Source organism: Variovorax sp. P4_D9 (genome assembly GCF_056401695.1).
On record NZ_JBFUIU010000159.1, the window covers coordinates 1 to 14,348 of the forward strand.

Annotated in this window: 16 protein-coding genes; 14 read left to right on the top strand and 2 right to left on the bottom strand. The window is 67.0% G+C overall.

What is annotated here, in order from left to right:
- A partial coding sequence (locus AC1DY5_RS18455; RefSeq protein ID WP_478113613.1) for a type 2 periplasmic-binding domain-containing protein occupies positions 1-462 on the top strand: 462 nt, incomplete at its 5' end.
- On the opposite strand, the gene AC1DY5_RS18460 is transcribed toward AC1DY5_RS18455, so the two are convergent.
- Positions 410-1,060, bottom strand: a complete 651-nt coding sequence (locus AC1DY5_RS18460) for a glutathione S-transferase (protein WP_478113615.1) — start codon at positions 1,058-1,060, stop codon at positions 410-412. The two genes, AC1DY5_RS18455 and AC1DY5_RS18460, sit on opposite strands and share 53 nt — an antisense overlap.
- A gap of 76 nt (positions 1,061-1,136) precedes the next feature.
- Between AC1DY5_RS18460 and AC1DY5_RS18465 the strand changes: the two genes are divergently transcribed.
- The 5 genes from AC1DY5_RS18465 to AC1DY5_RS18485 all read left to right on the top strand — a co-directional run bounded on the left by AC1DY5_RS18465 (position 1,137) and on the right by AC1DY5_RS18485 (position 6,145).
- Positions 1,137-1,799 (top strand): alpha/beta hydrolase, encoded by a 663-nt coding sequence (locus AC1DY5_RS18465; RefSeq protein ID WP_478113617.1) that lies wholly within the window; start codon positions 1,137-1,139, stop codon positions 1,797-1,799.
- An 88-nt stretch (positions 1,800-1,887) separates the two neighbouring features.
- Complete coding sequence (gshA, locus tag AC1DY5_RS18470; RefSeq protein ID WP_478113618.1) at positions 1,888-3,471, top strand: glutamate--cysteine ligase; 1,584 nt, start codon at positions 1,888-1,890, stop codon at positions 3,469-3,471.
- Positions 3,472-3,596: 125 nt separating this feature from the next.
- A complete protein-coding gene (locus AC1DY5_RS18475; RefSeq protein ID WP_478113619.1) occupies positions 3,597-3,977 on the top strand; it encodes a response regulator in 381 nt (126 codons plus the stop codon).
- An 84-nt stretch (positions 3,978-4,061) separates the two neighbouring features.
- Positions 4,062-4,979 (top strand): SDR family NAD(P)-dependent oxidoreductase, encoded by a 918-nt coding sequence (locus AC1DY5_RS18480; protein ID WP_478113621.1) that lies wholly within the window; start codon positions 4,062-4,064, stop codon positions 4,977-4,979.
- Between the two features lie 11 nt (positions 4,980-4,990).
- Positions 4,991-6,145, top strand: a complete 1,155-nt coding sequence (locus AC1DY5_RS18485) for an alpha/beta fold hydrolase (RefSeq protein WP_478113623.1) — start codon at positions 4,991-4,993, stop codon at positions 6,143-6,145.
- Positions 6,146-6,152: 7 nt separating this feature from the next.
- On the opposite strand, the gene AC1DY5_RS18490 is transcribed toward AC1DY5_RS18485, so the two are convergent.
- Positions 6,153-6,515 carry an HPF/RaiA family ribosome-associated protein gene (locus tag AC1DY5_RS18490; RefSeq protein ID WP_478113625.1) on the bottom strand — a complete coding sequence of 121 codons (363 nt, stop codon included), beginning with the start codon at positions 6,513-6,515 and terminating at the stop codon, positions 6,153-6,155.
- A 153-nt stretch (positions 6,516-6,668) separates the two neighbouring features.
- On the opposite strand from AC1DY5_RS18490, the gene ylqF reads away from it, so the two are divergent.
- From ylqF to AC1DY5_RS18530, 8 genes are all read left to right on the top strand, one after another.
- On the top strand, positions 6,669-7,637 hold the full coding sequence (ylqF, locus tag AC1DY5_RS18495) for a ribosome biogenesis GTPase YlqF (protein ID WP_478113627.1): 969 nt from the start codon (positions 6,669-6,671) through the stop codon (positions 7,635-7,637).
- Between the two features lie 118 nt (positions 7,638-7,755).
- The gene (locus AC1DY5_RS18500) at positions 7,756-8,985 is read left to right on the top strand and encodes an ABC transporter substrate-binding protein (RefSeq protein ID WP_478113628.1); all 1,230 of its coding nucleotides are present in this window, start codon (positions 7,756-7,758) and stop codon (positions 8,983-8,985) included.
- Between the two features lie 78 nt (positions 8,986-9,063).
- Positions 9,064-9,939 carry a branched-chain amino acid ABC transporter permease gene (locus tag AC1DY5_RS18505; protein WP_286503956.1) on the top strand — a complete coding sequence of 292 codons (876 nt, stop codon included), beginning with the start codon at positions 9,064-9,066 and terminating at the stop codon, positions 9,937-9,939.
- Positions 9,940-9,946: 7 nt separating this feature from the next.
- A complete protein-coding gene (locus tag AC1DY5_RS18510) occupies positions 9,947-11,896 on the top strand; it encodes a branched-chain amino acid ABC transporter ATP-binding protein/permease (protein WP_478113630.1) in 1,950 nt (649 codons plus the stop codon).
- A 10-nt stretch (positions 11,897-11,906) separates the two neighbouring features.
- Positions 11,907-12,629 carry an ABC transporter ATP-binding protein gene (locus AC1DY5_RS18515; RefSeq protein WP_478113632.1) on the top strand — a complete coding sequence of 241 codons (723 nt, stop codon included), beginning with the start codon at positions 11,907-11,909 and terminating at the stop codon, positions 12,627-12,629.
- Positions 12,630-12,755: 126 nt separating this feature from the next.
- The gene (locus AC1DY5_RS18520; RefSeq protein WP_478113634.1) at positions 12,756-13,178 is read left to right on the top strand and encodes an ester cyclase; all 423 of its coding nucleotides are present in this window, start codon (positions 12,756-12,758) and stop codon (positions 13,176-13,178) included.
- 17 nt (positions 13,179-13,195) lie between these two features.
- Positions 13,196-13,807 carry a TetR/AcrR family transcriptional regulator gene (locus AC1DY5_RS18525; protein ID WP_478113636.1) on the top strand — a complete coding sequence of 204 codons (612 nt, stop codon included), beginning with the start codon at positions 13,196-13,198 and terminating at the stop codon, positions 13,805-13,807.
- Between the two features lie 100 nt (positions 13,808-13,907).
- Positions 13,908-14,348: M14 family metallopeptidase (locus tag AC1DY5_RS18530; RefSeq protein ID WP_478113638.1), on the top strand; the 441-nt coding region annotated here is incomplete at its 3' end.

Consider the following 14,348-nt stretch of genomic DNA (forward strand, 5'->3'; position numbering starts at 1 on the left):
GATCTGTTCCCGGTGCAGTTGGCGGTCCGGGTGCGCGACGGCCACCCGCTCGGCAGCGCGGAATCGCTGCGGGATCTGCATGCGGCCGAATGGGTGCTGCCCGGCGACGGCGAATTGGGCCGCGAGGCGGTGGCGCCGCTGTTCGCACCGATCGGCCTGACCGCGCCGGCGCGGGTGAGCCTTGGCGAGTCGGTCACGGTGGAGCTCGGGCTGGTCGGCCACTTGGACCTGGTCGGCCTGTTCGTCGAGCCGCTGGTCGACCTGACCTTCAAGCACCACGGCATCCGGCGCGTCGCCGTCAAGGAGCAGTTGCCGGCGCTGCATGTGTGCGTGATCAAGCTGCGCGGCCACCGGCTGACCCCGCCGCACGGCACTTCGTCGAATGCGTGCAGCTTGCCGCGACGCGGCGTCAGGCGTAGCGCTTCAGCATCGCCTCGGTGTTGGCCTTGCGGTCGGCGTTGACCTGCATCACGTGGGGACGCTGGTTCATGCGCTTCAGGTAGTCACGCGCGGCCGGCAGTTGTGCCTCGAGCAGGTCGCGGCCATAAATGATGCGTGTCGCACCGGCGACCAGCGGCAGGTGGGTGATCGCTGCGCAATCGGCCAGCGTGAACTGCTCGCCGGCGATGAATGGCGTGTCGAAGCGTGCGAGCTTGCCGAAGGYCGGAATGTTCTTCTCGAGCTGCTGGCCGATCTTCTTCTTCAGGCCGTCACTCACCTTGCCGCCGAAGAAGGCCTCGGGATAGAGGTTGCGCGCCACCAGTTCGAGGTGCAGCTCGAGGTAGAGGTTCAGTTCGCGCACCTTGGCGGCGGCGTAGGGGTCGCTCGGCAGCAGGGGAATGGCAGGGTAGGCCGCCTCGATGTACTCGTTGATCGCGGCCGACTCGCACAGCATGCCCTGGTCGGTGCGCAGGTAGGGCACCTTGCCCAGCGGCGAGGCGCTCAGGTCGGTTTCGCCGAGCCAGACCAATTCTTCGGCGAAAGGCACGTTCTTCTCGCGCAGCGCCAGCTTGACCTTGTTGTAGTAGTTGCTGGCCGCGAAGCCGATCAGTGTCAGCATGGATGTCTCCGGTCGTTGGTGGTACGAAGGGCATTCTGCCGGCGTCCGGGTCAGTTTCTGAGGTAACTTCGCAGCCATGTCAAATCCACCCATCGAAATCGAAACCGGCCCGAACCCGACGGCCACCGTCCTCCTCATGCACGGCCTGGGCGCCGACGGCAATGACTTCGTGCCCATTGCCAACGAGCTCGACCTGTCGACGGTCGGCCCGGTGCGCTTCGTGTTCCCGAACGCGCCGGTGATGCCGGTCACCATCAACGGCGGCTACCGCATGCCGGCCTGGTACGACATCCTGGGTCCCGACCTGGCCAAGCGCGAGGACGAGGCCGGATTTCGTCGCTCGCAGCTGATGATCGAGGCCCTGATCGCCACCGAGAAGGCCCGTGGCACCCCGGCCTCGCGCATCGTGATCGCCGGCTTTTCCCAGGGCTGCGCGATGGCCTTCCTGACCGGCCTGCGCCACCCGGAGCGCCTGGCCGGCATCGTCGGCCTCTCCGGTTACCTGCCGCTGGCCGATACCACGGCGGCCGAGCGCAGCCCTGCCAACCAGCAGACGCCGATCTTCCAGGCCCACGGCCAGCGCGACGGCGTGGTGATGATCGCCCGCGCCACCCAGGGCCGAGACACCCTGACAGCGCTGGGCTACGACATCGAATGGCATGAATACCCGATGGAGCACTCGGTGTGCATGGAGGAAATCGCCGACCTGAACCGCTTCCTCGTGCGCGTGCTCGGCTGAGCCGAAACGGCGGATTTCAGTCCGCCTGCGCGCCTTTTCAGGCCATGCTACCTTCCGTCCCCACAAAAGAACGAGGGGTGATCACTCAATGAGCAACTTCAAGGAGCGCCTGGACGCGCTCTCGCCTGCGCGGCTCCGGGGGGCGCGGCGCGGGATCGAGAAGGAAAGCCTGCGGGCGCAACCGGATGGCAAGCTGGCCCTGACGCCGCATCCGTCAGCGCTCGGGTCGGCGCTCACCCATCCGCACATCACGACCGATTTCAGCGAGTCGCAGCTCGAACTCATCACCGGCGCCCACACCGGCGTCGAGGCGGCGCTGGAAGAACTGGTGCGGGTGCACCAGTTCACCTATCGCGTGCTCGACGAGGCCGGCGACGAGCGGCTGTGGGTGTCGAGCATGCCCTGCGGGCTGCCGACCGACGAGACCATCCCGATCGGGCTCTACGGCTCGTCCAACGTCGGCCGCGCCAAGAGCGTCTATCGCATGGGCCTGAGCCACCGTTACGGCCGGCGCATGCAGACCATCTCGGGCATCCACTACAACTGGTCGCTGCCCGAGGTGTCGAGCGAACAGTACTTCGCGCTGATCCGCAACTTCCGCCGCCACGCCTTCCTGCTGCTGTACCTGTTCGGCGCCTCGCCGGCGCTGTGCTCGAGCTTCGTCGACGGCCGGCCGCACGAATTGCAACCGCTGGGGGAGGGCAGCGTGCACATGCCCCACGGCACCTCGCTGCGCATGGGCCGGCTGGGCTACCAGAGCGAGGCGCAGGCCTCGCTGGCGGTGAGCTACAACAGCCTCGACGGCTACGGCGCCTCGCTGCAGGATGCGCTGACCCGGCCCTGGCCGGCGTACGAGGCCATCGGGATCCGCAACCTGGGCGGCGACTACAACCAGCTCGCAACCAGCCTGCTGCAGATAGAAAACGAGTTCTACGGCACGATCCGCCCGAAGCGCGTGATCTATCCGGGGGAGCGGCCGCTGCATGCGCTGCGCGAACGCGGCGTCGAGTACGTCGAGGTGCGCCTGATGGACCTCGATCCGTTCGAGCCGGTCGGCATCAATGCCCAGACGATGCGCTTTCTCGACGTCTTCCTGCTGCACTGCCTGCTCAGCGACAGCCCGCCCGACACCCGCGAGGAGATCGCCGACCTGGCGCACAACCAGCACCTGACCGCCGCCCGCGGGCGCGAGCCGGGCCTGCAGCTGCGCCGCGACGGACGCGAGGCCACGCTGACCGACTGGGGCGCCGAGCTGCTCGAGCAGTTCGTGCCGATCGCCGCGGCACTCGATGCGGCGCATGGCGTCGGCACGCCGCACGCCGAGGCGGTGAGGGCGGCTGGGGCGGCGCTGCGCGACCCGGCCGTGCTGCCCTCGGCGCGCGTGCTGGAGGCGATGAAGCAGGCGCACAACGATTCTTTCGTCGGCTTCGTGCGTGCCCGCTCCGAGCAGACGCGCGCCGACCTGCTGGCGCTGCCGCTCCCGGAGGCGCAGCGCGAGCTGTTCGAGCGCATGACGCAGACCTCGATCGAAGCGCAGAAGCGGATCGAGGTCAGCGACAGCATGCCCTTCGAGATCTACCGCGAGCAGTACGTCTCGCCGGCGCGCCTGGGCTTCAAGAACCACTGGGTGGAGGCCCCCGCCGGGCCGGTGAGCCAGCGCGCCGCCCTGTGAGCGATGACACCGGGTAGGTTGCTGCCTACCCGAATTGGCCGCCACGGCCCACCGCCGGGGGCGCGCCGTCTGGCGATGATGTGAACACAGTCTGAATAAAAGCACACTTTGTTGTCATCCCCATCATGACTTTCAGGACCTATCTGGTCGAAGACAACCCCGTCATTCGCGAAAACCTCGTCGGCTTTCTCGAAGAGATCGTCGACGCCACCGTGGTGGCACACGCCAGCGGCGAGGATGAGGCCGTGGCTTGGCTGCGCCAGCATCGCGAGAGCTGGGACGTGGCCATCGTCGATCTCTTCCTTGACCAGGGCAATGGCCTCGGTGTGGTCGATGCCTGCCGCAAGCGGGGCGCCCATCAGAAGGTGCTGGTGGTCAGCAACTACGCCACACCCGACGTTCGCGCCCGCTCCAAGGCGATGGGCGCGGATGCCTTCTTCGACAAATCAGCAGAAATCGACCTTCTGCTCGACTATTGCGAGCGCTTGAGTCGCCGAAACGACTGATCTGGCGGCATCGCCGGCTCGGGCCGGCCGCTTTCTGGGGTAAAACGCGTCGCGTCAACGAACTCCTGAGAAAGCACGGAAAGCATGAGCAGCATCGACTTCAAGGGCCGCGTGGCCATCGTCACCGGCGCCGGCGGCGGCCTGGGTCGCCAGCATGCGCTGGCATTGGCGGCGCGCGGCGCCAAGGTGGTGGTCAACGACCTGGGCGGGGCCCGCGACGGATCCGGCGGCTCGGTCGGCGCGGCCCAGGCTGTGGTCGACGAGATCAAGGCCGCTGGCGGCGAGGCGATCGCCAATGGTGCCTCGGTGACCGATTTCGAGGCCGTTCAGGCGATGGTCACCCAGGCGGTCCGGGCCTGGGGCCGGGTCGACATCCTGGTCAACAACGCCGGCATCCTGAGCGACAAGAGCTTCACCAAGATGGACCTGGCCGATTTCCGCCTGGTGGTCGATGTCCACCTGATGGGCGCGGTGAACTGCACAAAGGCGGTCTGGGCGCTCATGAACGAGCAGAAATACGGCCGCATCGTGATGACCACCTCGTCGTCGGGCCTGTACGGCAACTTTGGCCAGAGCAACTACGGCGCGGCCAAGATGGCGCTGGTGGGGCTCATGCAGACGCTGAGCATCGAGGGCGCCAAGAACGACATCCGCGTGAACTGCCTGGCGCCGACGGCCGCCACCCGCATGACCGAGGACCTGATGCCAGAGGCCGTGCTCGAGGCGCTGAAGCCCGAGGCCGTGGTGCCCGCGATGCTGGTGCTGACGTCGCAGGACGCGCCGAACCGCACCATCCTGTGCGCCGGCGCCGGCAGCTTCGAGGCTGCCCACATCACGCTGACCAACGGCGCCTGGATCGGCCTCGGCAGCGATGCCCCCGAACGACTCGCCGCGCGGCTGGCCGAGGTCGGCGACCGGGCGGGCGAGATCGTGCCTCAGAGCGGTGCCGCCCAGGGCAGCAACGAAGTCGGCAAGGCGATGGCGAACGCCGGCCAGCGCTGACGACGCAGCCCATGAACGACGGCACGCCGCTCGAAGCCCTGCCGCTGCCCGCGGGCATCCGTTCGCGCCAGGTCGACAACGGCAATGGCCTGTCGATGCACGTGCTCGAGGCCGGCTTCGAAACGCCCGGGCGGCCTTGCGTGCTGCTGCTGCACGGCTTTCCCGAGCTGGCCTACAGCTGGCGCAAGCTGATGCTCCCGCTGGCGCAGGCCGGCTGGCACGTGGTCGCGCCCGACCAGCGAGGCTATGGCCGCACCACCGGCTGGCAGCCGGGCTTCGACGCCGCGCTCGACGAGTTCCGGCTCACCAACCTGGTCCGCGATGCTCTCGGGCTGGTCTGGGCCCTCGGCCATCGCAGCGTCGCGGCGGTGGTCGGCCATGACTTCGGCTCGCCGGTGGCGGCCTGGTGCGCCTTGCTYCGGCCCGACGTGTTCCGTTCGGTCGTCATGATGAGCGCGCCCTTCGGCGGGCCGCCGCCGATGCCCTTCGGCAGCGCCGGCTCGCCGCTCGCCGCAGCCGGTCTGGCGGCGATCAGCACCGTGCTCGACGGCCTCGCCGCGCTGTCACCGCCGCGCAAGCACTACCAGTGGTACTACTCGACGCCCGAGGCCGACGCCGACATGCGCGGCGCGCCGCAGGGTCTGCATGCGTTTCTGCGTGCCTATTACCACGTCAAGAGCGCGGACTGGACGCACAACCGGCCGCTGCCGCTGCGAGCCCTGGCCGCCGATGAACTGGCCAGGCTGCCGACCTACTACGTGATGCGGGCCGACCGCACGATGCCCGAAACGGTGGCGGCCGAAGCGCCATCGGCCCAACAGGTTGCCGCTTGCCGATGGCTGTCCGGCGACGAACTCGCGGTCTATGCCGCCGAGTACGCCCGCACCGGATTCCAGGGCGGATTGCAGTGGTATCGCTGCGCCACCAGCGGCCGCTTCACGGCCGAACTCCAGACCTGGTCGGGACGCACGATCGACATTCCCTCCTGCTTCATCGCCGGGCGCAGCGACTGGGGCATCTACCAGAAGCCGGGCGACTTCGAGGCCATGCAGGCCGGCGCCTGCACGCAGCTGGCTGGCGTGCACCTGGTCGACGGGGCCGGCCATTGGGTGCAGCAGGAGCAGCCCGAGGCGGTGGCCCGGCTGCTGCTGGCCTTCCTGCGATAGGGCCTGTTCACGGCTCGACCTCGGCGTCGCCGTCCTTGCGGATCGATTCGCGGTCACGGTGCCCGTAGAGCCGGCCCAGGGTGCTGTCGAGCGAACGCCTGAGCTTGTCGGCGGCACCGCGGAAGGCTTCGTCGAGGCTGGCGCCATGGTGGCTGACCGCCAGCGGCTTGTGGCCGGCCAGTCGTGCTTCCATGGTGCAGCGCTTGTCGCCGCCGCCGTTGGCGGCGTGGTTTTCGTCGCTCAAGTGGATTTCGACGCGCGTCACGTCGGCGGCGAAGCGGGCCAGGGCCTGCCGCATCTCGCCGTCCGCCCAGCGCTCCAGCGCGTCCTTGTTCTCGATGCCGTTGCCGGTGTTGACCTGGATCTGCATAGCGGTTCGTCCTTTCTGCAAGCCCCTACTGTGCGCCCAACCCGGGTGGCAGTGCGTAAGCATTTGGACAATGCGCCCGAGGGCCGGACGAGCACGCGCACGGGCCGGCGACAATCGCGGCTCGAACCCGTACCGATAGAGAAAGAAATACCGATGGCCATCCAGTGGTTCCCCGGTCACATGCACCTGACCCAGAAGGCCATTGCCGAGCGTATCAAGGACATCGATGTGGTCATCGAGCTGCTGGACGCCCGGCTGCCCGGCTCCAGCGCCAACCCGATGCTGGCTGAGCTCACCGGCCACAAGCCGGGGCTCAAGGTCCTCAACAAGCAGGACCTGGCCGACCCGGCCCGAACGGCGCTCTGGCTGGCCCACTACAACGCCCAGCCGGACACGCGGGCGATCGGACTGGACGCCAGCCAGACCACGCCGGCGCGGCAGCTCATCGATGCCTGCCACGCGCTGGCGCCCTCGCGCGGCGGCATGGCCAAGCCGATGCGGGTGCTGATCTGCGGCATTCCCAATGTCGGCAAGTCGACGCTGATCAACACGCTGACCGGCAGCCGCAAGGCCAAGACCGGGGACGAGGCCGGGATCACCAAGTTCGAGCAGCGCATCACGCTGGCCGACGACTTCTACCTCTGGGACACGCCCGGCATGCTGTGGCCGCGCATCATCGTCGCCAAGAGCGGCTACAACCTGGCGGCCAGCGGGGCCATCGGGCGCAATGCCTTCGATGAGGAAGAGGTGGCGCTCGAACTGCTCGCCACCCTGAAGGGGCACTACGCCGGCCTGGTCGAGGCGCGCTTCAAGATCGATCCGATCGGCGCGCTGAGCGACGAGGAGGTGCTCGAAGCCATCGGCCGCAAGCGCGGCGCGCTGCTCGGCAAGGGCCGGGTCAATCTGCAGAAGGCGGCCGAGATCGTGATGAACGAATTCCGCAGCGGCAACATCGGCCGCATCACGCTGGAAACGCCCGAGGAGTTCGCGCAATGGCTGGCCGCCGGGCAGTTGATCGACGCCGAACGCAGTGCGAAGAAAGCGGCCCGGGCGCGCAAGAAGGGGTCGGGGCGGCGCGAGGAAGAACCGCCGGCGGCGCCGGACGCGTCGGACGCGCCGTAGCTCGGAATCGGGGATTCCCCGGAGGCGGTTTTAGGGTTGTCACTCTCTTCGAAACCGGTTCCCGTCGCTATGTTCGGAGATGCAAATCCTGCAACAAAATATTTGGAGATTCCGACCGATGCAATCGCGATTCAAGCTTCTCGCGGTGGTCAGCGCCATCGCGTTTTCCGCCGCGGCGCTGGCCGCCGACCCGATCAAGATCGGCGTCGATGGACCGTTCACCGGCGGCTCGTCGTCCATGGGCGTCAGCATGCGCGACGGCGTGCGCCTGGCGACCGATGAAATTAACAAGAGCGGCGGCGTACTGGGCCGCCAGATCCAATTGGTCGAACGCGACGACGAAGCCAAGAACGAGCGCGGCGTGCAGATCGCCCAGGAGTTCATCAACAAGGAAAAGGTCGTGGCCGTGGTCGGCTACATCAACACCGGCGTGGCCCTGGCGTCGCAGCGCTTCTTCCAGGAAGCCAAGATCCCGGTGCTGAACAACGTCGCGACCGGCTCGATCGTCACCCACCAGTTCGACAAGGAACCCGACAACTACGTCTTCCGCAACGCCGCTCACGACAGCATCCAGGCGCCGATGATCGTCCAGGAGGCGATCACCCGCCGCGGCTACAAGAAGGTCGCGATCCTGGCCGACTCCACCAACTACGGCCAGCTCGGCCGCGAAGACCTCGAGAAAGCCCTCAAGGCCAAGGGCATCACGCCGGTGGCTGTCGAGAAGTTCAATATCAAGGACGTCGACATGACCGCCCAACTGCTGAAGGCCAAGGAGGCCGGCGCCGAGGTGGTGCTGACCTACGGCATTGGCCCCGAGCTGGCACAGATCGCCAACGGCATGACCAAGCTGGGCTGGAAGGTGCCGATGATCGGCAGCTGGACGCTGTCGATGGCCAACTTCATCGACAACGCCGGCCCCGGCGGCGACGGTGCGCGCATGCCGCAGACCTTCATCCAGGAAGGCACGACGCCGAAGCGCAAGGAGTTCATCGCCAGCTACCTCAAGACCTTCAAGCCCAAGAACGACCGCATCGATTCACCGGTGTCGGCGGCGCAGGGCTACGACTCCATCTACCTGCTGGCCGCTGCGATCAAGCAGGCCAACAGCACCGAGGGGCCGAAGATCAAGGTCGCGCTGGAAGACCTCCAGACCCCGGTCCCGGGCGTGGTCACGACCTACACCAAGCCCTTCTCCAAGATCGACCACGACGCCATCACCGCCAACATCCCGGTGTTCGGCGAGGTCAAGGGCGGCCGGGTGATCTACGCCAATGCCGACGACATGAAGTCGGCGTCGCAGGTTCGCATCAAGGACCAGGCCGCCAATGACGCACTGCTGAAGCACTAAAGAGTTCGCGTGCCGACGCCGCCTCGGGTCAGGCCCGCGGCGGCGTCTTTTCATGCCCAACGCCTTGCGAAAGCCGTCATGCAAATCCTGACCCAACTCATCTTCAGCGGCATTGCGCTGGGCATGATCTACGCCGTCATCGCCTTCGGCTATCAGCTCACCTTCGCCACCTCGGACACGCTCAACTTCGGCCAGGGGGATGCGCTGATGCTCGGCGCCCTGGTCGGCCTGACACTGGTCACGCTGGGCGTCAACTACTGGCTCATGATCCCGCTGGTGTGCCTGTTCGGCGCCGTGCAGGGCGCCGTAGTCGAGCGCATCGGCGTGCGCCCGGCGATCAAGATCAAGTCGGAGTTCGGCTGGATCATGTCGACCATCGCGCTCGGCATCATCTTCAAGAACGTGGCCGAAAACGTCTGGGGCCGCGACGACCTCAAGTTCCCGTCGCCGCTGCCCGAAGCGCCGATCAAGTTCCTCAACGCCAACGTGCTGCCGATGGAAATCCTGGTGGTCGTCGGCGCCATCCTGATGATGCTGGCGGTCGAGTTGTTCAACCGCCGCTCGATTTACGGCAAGGCGGTGGTCGCGACCTTCAATGACCGCGACGCCGCCAAGCTGATGGGCATCAACACCGGGCTGGTGATCACCTTCTCGTATGCGCTGTCCTCGCTGACCGCGGCTTTCGCGGGCGTGCTGATCGCGCCGCTGACGCTGACCGGCGCCACGATGGGCGCGGTGCTGGGCCTCAAGGCCTTCGCGGTGGCGATCATCGGCGGCTTGACAAGCGGCATGGGGATCATCCTCGGCGGCATCATCCTCGGCATCGCCGAGACCACCACCGGCTTCTACCTGAGCACCGGCTACAAGGACGTGCCGGGCCTGGTGCTGCTGCTGATCGTGCTGGCGGTTCGCCCGGCCGGTCTGTTCGGCAAGACCGCGATCAAGAAGGTCTGACGCGCAAATGAATACAAGAATCGGACGCTTCCTTCTCGCCATCGTCGGTCTTGCAGCGCTCTTGCTGTTCCCGATCGGCATCGACAACCCGTACTACATCCACCTGCTCGAGACCATCATGATCTACGCGATCCTGCTGTTCGGGCTGGACATCGTGGTCGGCTACACCGGGCAGGTCTCGCTCGGCCATGCGGGGCTGTTCGGCGTCGGCGCCTACACCGCGGGCGTGCTGGTCTACAAGCTCGGGGCGCCGCTGATGGTGGCGTTGATCGCATCGATCGGCGTCACCGCACTGTTCGGCGCGCTGCTGGCTCTGCCGGCGCTGCGCGTCACGGGACCCTACCTGGCGATGGTCACGCTGGCCTTCGGCACCATCGTCCAGATTCTCATCAACGAGATGAGCTTTCTGACCGAAGGTCCGATGGGCATCAAGCTCACCAAGCCACCGCTGTTCGGCCACAAGCTCGACGAGCGCGAGTTCTATTGGCTGGTGGTCGCGATGCTGGTGCTGTCGCTGATCGTGGTGCACCGCATCCTGCGCTCGCACCTGGGGCGCGCCTTCGAGGCGCTGCGCGGCAGCCCGGTGGCCTCCGACTGCATGGGCGTGTCGGTCTACCGCTACAAGGTCTATGCGTTCGTGATCAGCGCGGGCTTCGCCGGGCTGGCCGGCAGCCTGTACGCCTATTCGGAGCAGTACATCTCGCCCAACACCTACAACTTCGAGCTCACGGTGCTGTTCCTGCTGGCGGTGATCATGGGCGGACGCAAGAGCCGCATCGGGGGGATGCTCGGCGCCACCATCATCGTGCTGCTACCCAAGCTGCTCGACGACGTCGAATTGTTCCGCTACGTCTCGGTGGCCCTGGCGGTGCTGGTGATGATCGTGGCCGTGGTGGGCGTGCAGCGAAAGCGCGTCACGCCCAAGCAGATGGCGATTCCGGTGGTCGGCAGCATCGCGCTCGCGGGCCTGTCGTTCTGGCTCCAGACCATGACCGACTGGCGGCTCTCGATCTTCGGCGTGATCATGCTGTTCGTCGTCTACTACCTGCAGGACGGCATCGTCGGCTTCGTGCGCAATGCGCTGAACCYGCGGCGGCCGAAGGCGCTGCAGGAGGCGGTCGGAGCGGGCGTGGCGCCGGCCGACGCGGTGTCGGTCGCGGCCATGGCCGGCGGCCAGCCGGAGGTGCTGCAGGCCGCGGGCGTGCTGATGCAGTTTGGCGGCCTGAAGGCGCTCAACAACGTCGACCTCACGGTGCGGCGCGGCACCATCCACGGCCTGATCGGCCCCAACGGCTCCGGCAAGAGCACCATGATGAACGTCCTGACCGGCATCTACGTGCCGACGGCGGGCGCCATCAGTTTCGGCGGCCGCTCGCTCGTCGGGCGCACCTCGGCCGACATCGCGCTGTCGGGCATTGCGCGCACCTTCCAGAACGTGCAGCTGTTCGGCGAGATGACGGCGCAGCAGAACGTGCAGGTCGGCCTGCACCACAGCTTCCGCAGCAACCTGCTCGACGTCGCGCTGCACACGCCGCGCTACAAGCGCGAGGACACGGCTGCCGCCAACCGGGCGCTTGGGTTGCTGAAGTTCGTCGGCCTGGAGGCGTTCGCGGCCGAGGAGGCGCGCAACCTGCCGTACGGCAAGCAGCGACTGCTCGAGATCGCGCGCGCGCTGGCGCTCGACCCGCAACTGCTGCTGCTGGACGAGCCGGCGGCGGGCCTGACGGCGCCGGACATCAGGGAACTGATCGCGATCATCCGCAAGATCCGCGAGCACGGCGTGACCGTGATCCTGATCGAGCATCACATGGACGTCGTGATGAGCATGTGCGACACGGTGTCGGTGCTCGACTTCGGGCAGAAGATCGCCGAGGGCGAGCCGGCAGCGGTGCAGTCCGATGCGAAGGTGATCGAAGCCTATCTCGGCGGCCAGGAAGCCAGCCCGCAGCCGGCCTGAGGAACCCACCATGCTGACCATCCAGAATCTATCGGCCGGCTACGGCAAAGTGCAGGTGCTGCACGGCGTCTCCATCGAGGTGCCCAAGGGCAAGGTCGTGACCCTGATCGGCTCCAACGGCGCCGGCAAGACCACGACGATGCGAGCGGTGTCCGGAATGATCCAGCCGACGGCCGGCGAGATCACTCTCAACGGTAAGCGCATCGACGGCCTCGAGTCGTATCACATCGCCAAGCTCGGGCTGGCGCATTCGCCCGAGGGCCGGCGCGTGTTCGCGACCATGACCGTGACCGACAACCTCACGCTGGGCGCCTTCCCGCGCTTGACGGGCAGCCGCCCGCGCGGCGATGTCGCAGGCGATCTCGAACGCGCGCTCGACCTCTTTCCGCGCCTGAAGGAACGGCGCGCCCAGTTGGCCGGCACGCTGTCCGGAGGCGAGCAGCAGATGCTCGCGATGGCCCGCGCCGTGATGCTGAATCCCGAGGTGGTGCTGCTCGACGAGCCGTCGATGGGCCTGGCGCCGATCCTTGTCGCCGAGGTGTTCCGCATCATCGAGCGGCTCAAGCGCGAGGGGGTGACCATGCTGCTGGTCGAGCAGTTCGCGGCCGCCGCGCTCGGCGTGGCCGATTACGGCTATGTGCTCGAGAACGGCCGCATCTCGCTGCACGGGCCGGCCGAGAAGCTGCGCAACGACCCGGGGGTGAAGGCGGCGTATCTGGGCAGCGGCCATTGAGGCGGGCGCGCATAGATTTCGGCAATGAGAAGGATGTATTGAATCGAGATCGACTTCTTGTAATGAGATTTTTGTCTCACTAAAGTTCGCAGGCACTCCCCCTCAACCCCAATGGAGGACCTGAGCATGGCGCTGACCCGAACCGAGATGGACAGGAAGATCGACGAGCATTTCAGCTTCGAAGCGAGGGATGACGTGGAAGGCGTCCTGGCGACACTTTCGCCCGATGTGGAACACGACATCGTCGGCTCGCCGTCTGGGCCGACACGGGGCCGCGCCGGTGCCAGGCCGTTCTACGAGGCGCTGTTCAACGACCTGTCCGAGAGCCGCGTCGAATGCCTGCGGCGGCTCTACGGCGGGGATTTCCTGGTCGATGAATCGATTTGGCGCGGCAAGGCGCCGGGCCGGCCCTTCGGGCTCGAGGGACGCGGACGTCCGCTGGAATTCAGGCTGCTGCATGTCATCGAATTCGACGCCGGTGGCGACATCCGGCGCGAGAACGTGTGGCTCGACCTCGCGGCCATCGTGCAGCAATTGCCCCAGGACTGAGAACGGCGATCGCGTCCATGACCGAGAGCGAGAAGACCGGGCGTCCCAGCCAGCGCCGGCGCACGCGGAAGGACCTGCTGCAGGCGGCGGCGCGGCTCATGCGGCATGGCGGCAAGCCCAGCCTGGAGGAGATCGCGGAAGAGGCGGCGGTGTCGCGCGCCACGGCGTACCGCTACTTTCCGAACGTCGACGCGCTGCACCACGAAGCTTCGTTTCATATCCCGATCCCCGAACCCGGCGACGTGCTGCGTGACGTCCGGACACCGGATCCCTTGCTGCGCCTGGAGCGCGTCGATGCCGCATTGAACGACATGATCGCCGCCAACGAGGCGGCGCTGCGGATGATGCTGGCGCATTCGATGGAGCGCGTGGTTCGCGGCCAGCACGCAGACGGATTGCCGGCCCGCCAGAATCGTCGCGGCCCGTTGATCGATGCGGCGCTGGCACCGGCCCGCGACCAGTTCAGGCCCGCGGCCTTCAAGAACCTGAGTCGGGCGCTCGCGCTCGTCATCGGCACCGAGTCGATGGTGGTCTTCAAGGACGTGCTGCAACTCGACGACGCGGAAGCGTCGAAGGTCAGGCGCTGGGCGATCCGGGCCCTGGTGGAGGCGGCGAAGAAGCCGGATTGATGGGCCGTGCCGGCTCCGGGGGCCTGTGGCGCGTTCCGCAGGTCGCGGGCGGATGGGGCACACTGCTGGCACCGTTCCTCCAGCGAGAAAAAAGCATCCCATGACCRTCTCCCAAGCCGCCCTCGAGGTTGTCCCGCGCGACATTTCCGCCTACCGCGAGGGCAACACCGGCATCGACTACGTCCACCGCTTCGAAACCGGCAAGCCGGGCCCGCACGTTCTGATCAATGCGCTGACCCATGGCAACGAGATCTGCGGCATGGTGGCTGCCACGCATCTGCTGAACAGCGGCGTGCGACCCAGGATCGGCACGCTGACCGTGAGCTTCGCCCATGTCGAGGCCTACAACGCCTTCGATCCCGAGAAGCCCTTCGACAACCGGCAGATCGTGCACAACCTCAATCGGATCTGGTCCGACGAGTGGCTGGACGGCCCCGAGGACAGCCCCGAACTGCGCCGCGCCCGCGAACTGCGGCCGGTGGTTGGCGCCGCCGACCACATTCTCGACATCCACTCGACCAGCCAGGACGTGGTGCCGTTC

What these genes read in the sequence shown, in the direction of transcription:
- AC1DY5_RS18490 (WP_478113625.1), bottom strand. Translation starts at nt 6,515, where the DNA reads ATGCAGATCCAGGTCAACACCGGCAACGGCATCGAGAACAAGGACGCG.
- AC1DY5_RS18525 (WP_478113636.1), top strand. Translation starts at nt 13,196, where the DNA reads ATGACCGAGAGCGAGAAGACCGGGCGTCCCAGCCAGCGCCGGCGCACG.
- AC1DY5_RS18465 (WP_478113617.1), top strand. Translation starts at nt 1,137, where the DNA reads ATGTCAAATCCACCCATCGAAATCGAAACCGGCCCGAACCCGACGGCC.
- AC1DY5_RS18515 (WP_478113632.1), top strand. Translation starts at nt 11,907, where the DNA reads ATGCTGACCATCCAGAATCTATCGGCCGGCTACGGCAAAGTGCAGGTG.
- AC1DY5_RS18500 (WP_478113628.1), top strand. Translation starts at nt 7,756, where the DNA reads ATGCAATCGCGATTCAAGCTTCTCGCGGTGGTCAGCGCCATCGCGTTT.
- AC1DY5_RS18520 (WP_478113634.1), top strand. Translation starts at nt 12,756, where the DNA reads ATGGCGCTGACCCGAACCGAGATGGACAGGAAGATCGACGAGCATTTC.
- AC1DY5_RS18475 (WP_478113619.1), top strand. Translation starts at nt 3,597, where the DNA reads ATGACTTTCAGGACCTATCTGGTCGAAGACAACCCCGTCATTCGCGAA.
- AC1DY5_RS18480 (WP_478113621.1), top strand. Translation starts at nt 4,062, where the DNA reads ATGAGCAGCATCGACTTCAAGGGCCGCGTGGCCATCGTCACCGGCGCC.
- AC1DY5_RS18505 (WP_286503956.1), top strand. Translation starts at nt 9,064, where the DNA reads ATGCAAATCCTGACCCAACTCATCTTCAGCGGCATTGCGCTGGGCATG.
- ylqF (WP_478113627.1), top strand. Translation starts at nt 6,669, where the DNA reads ATGGCCATCCAGTGGTTCCCCGGTCACATGCACCTGACCCAGAAGGCC.
- gshA (WP_478113618.1), top strand. Translation starts at nt 1,888, where the DNA reads ATGAGCAACTTCAAGGAGCGCCTGGACGCGCTCTCGCCTGCGCGGCTC.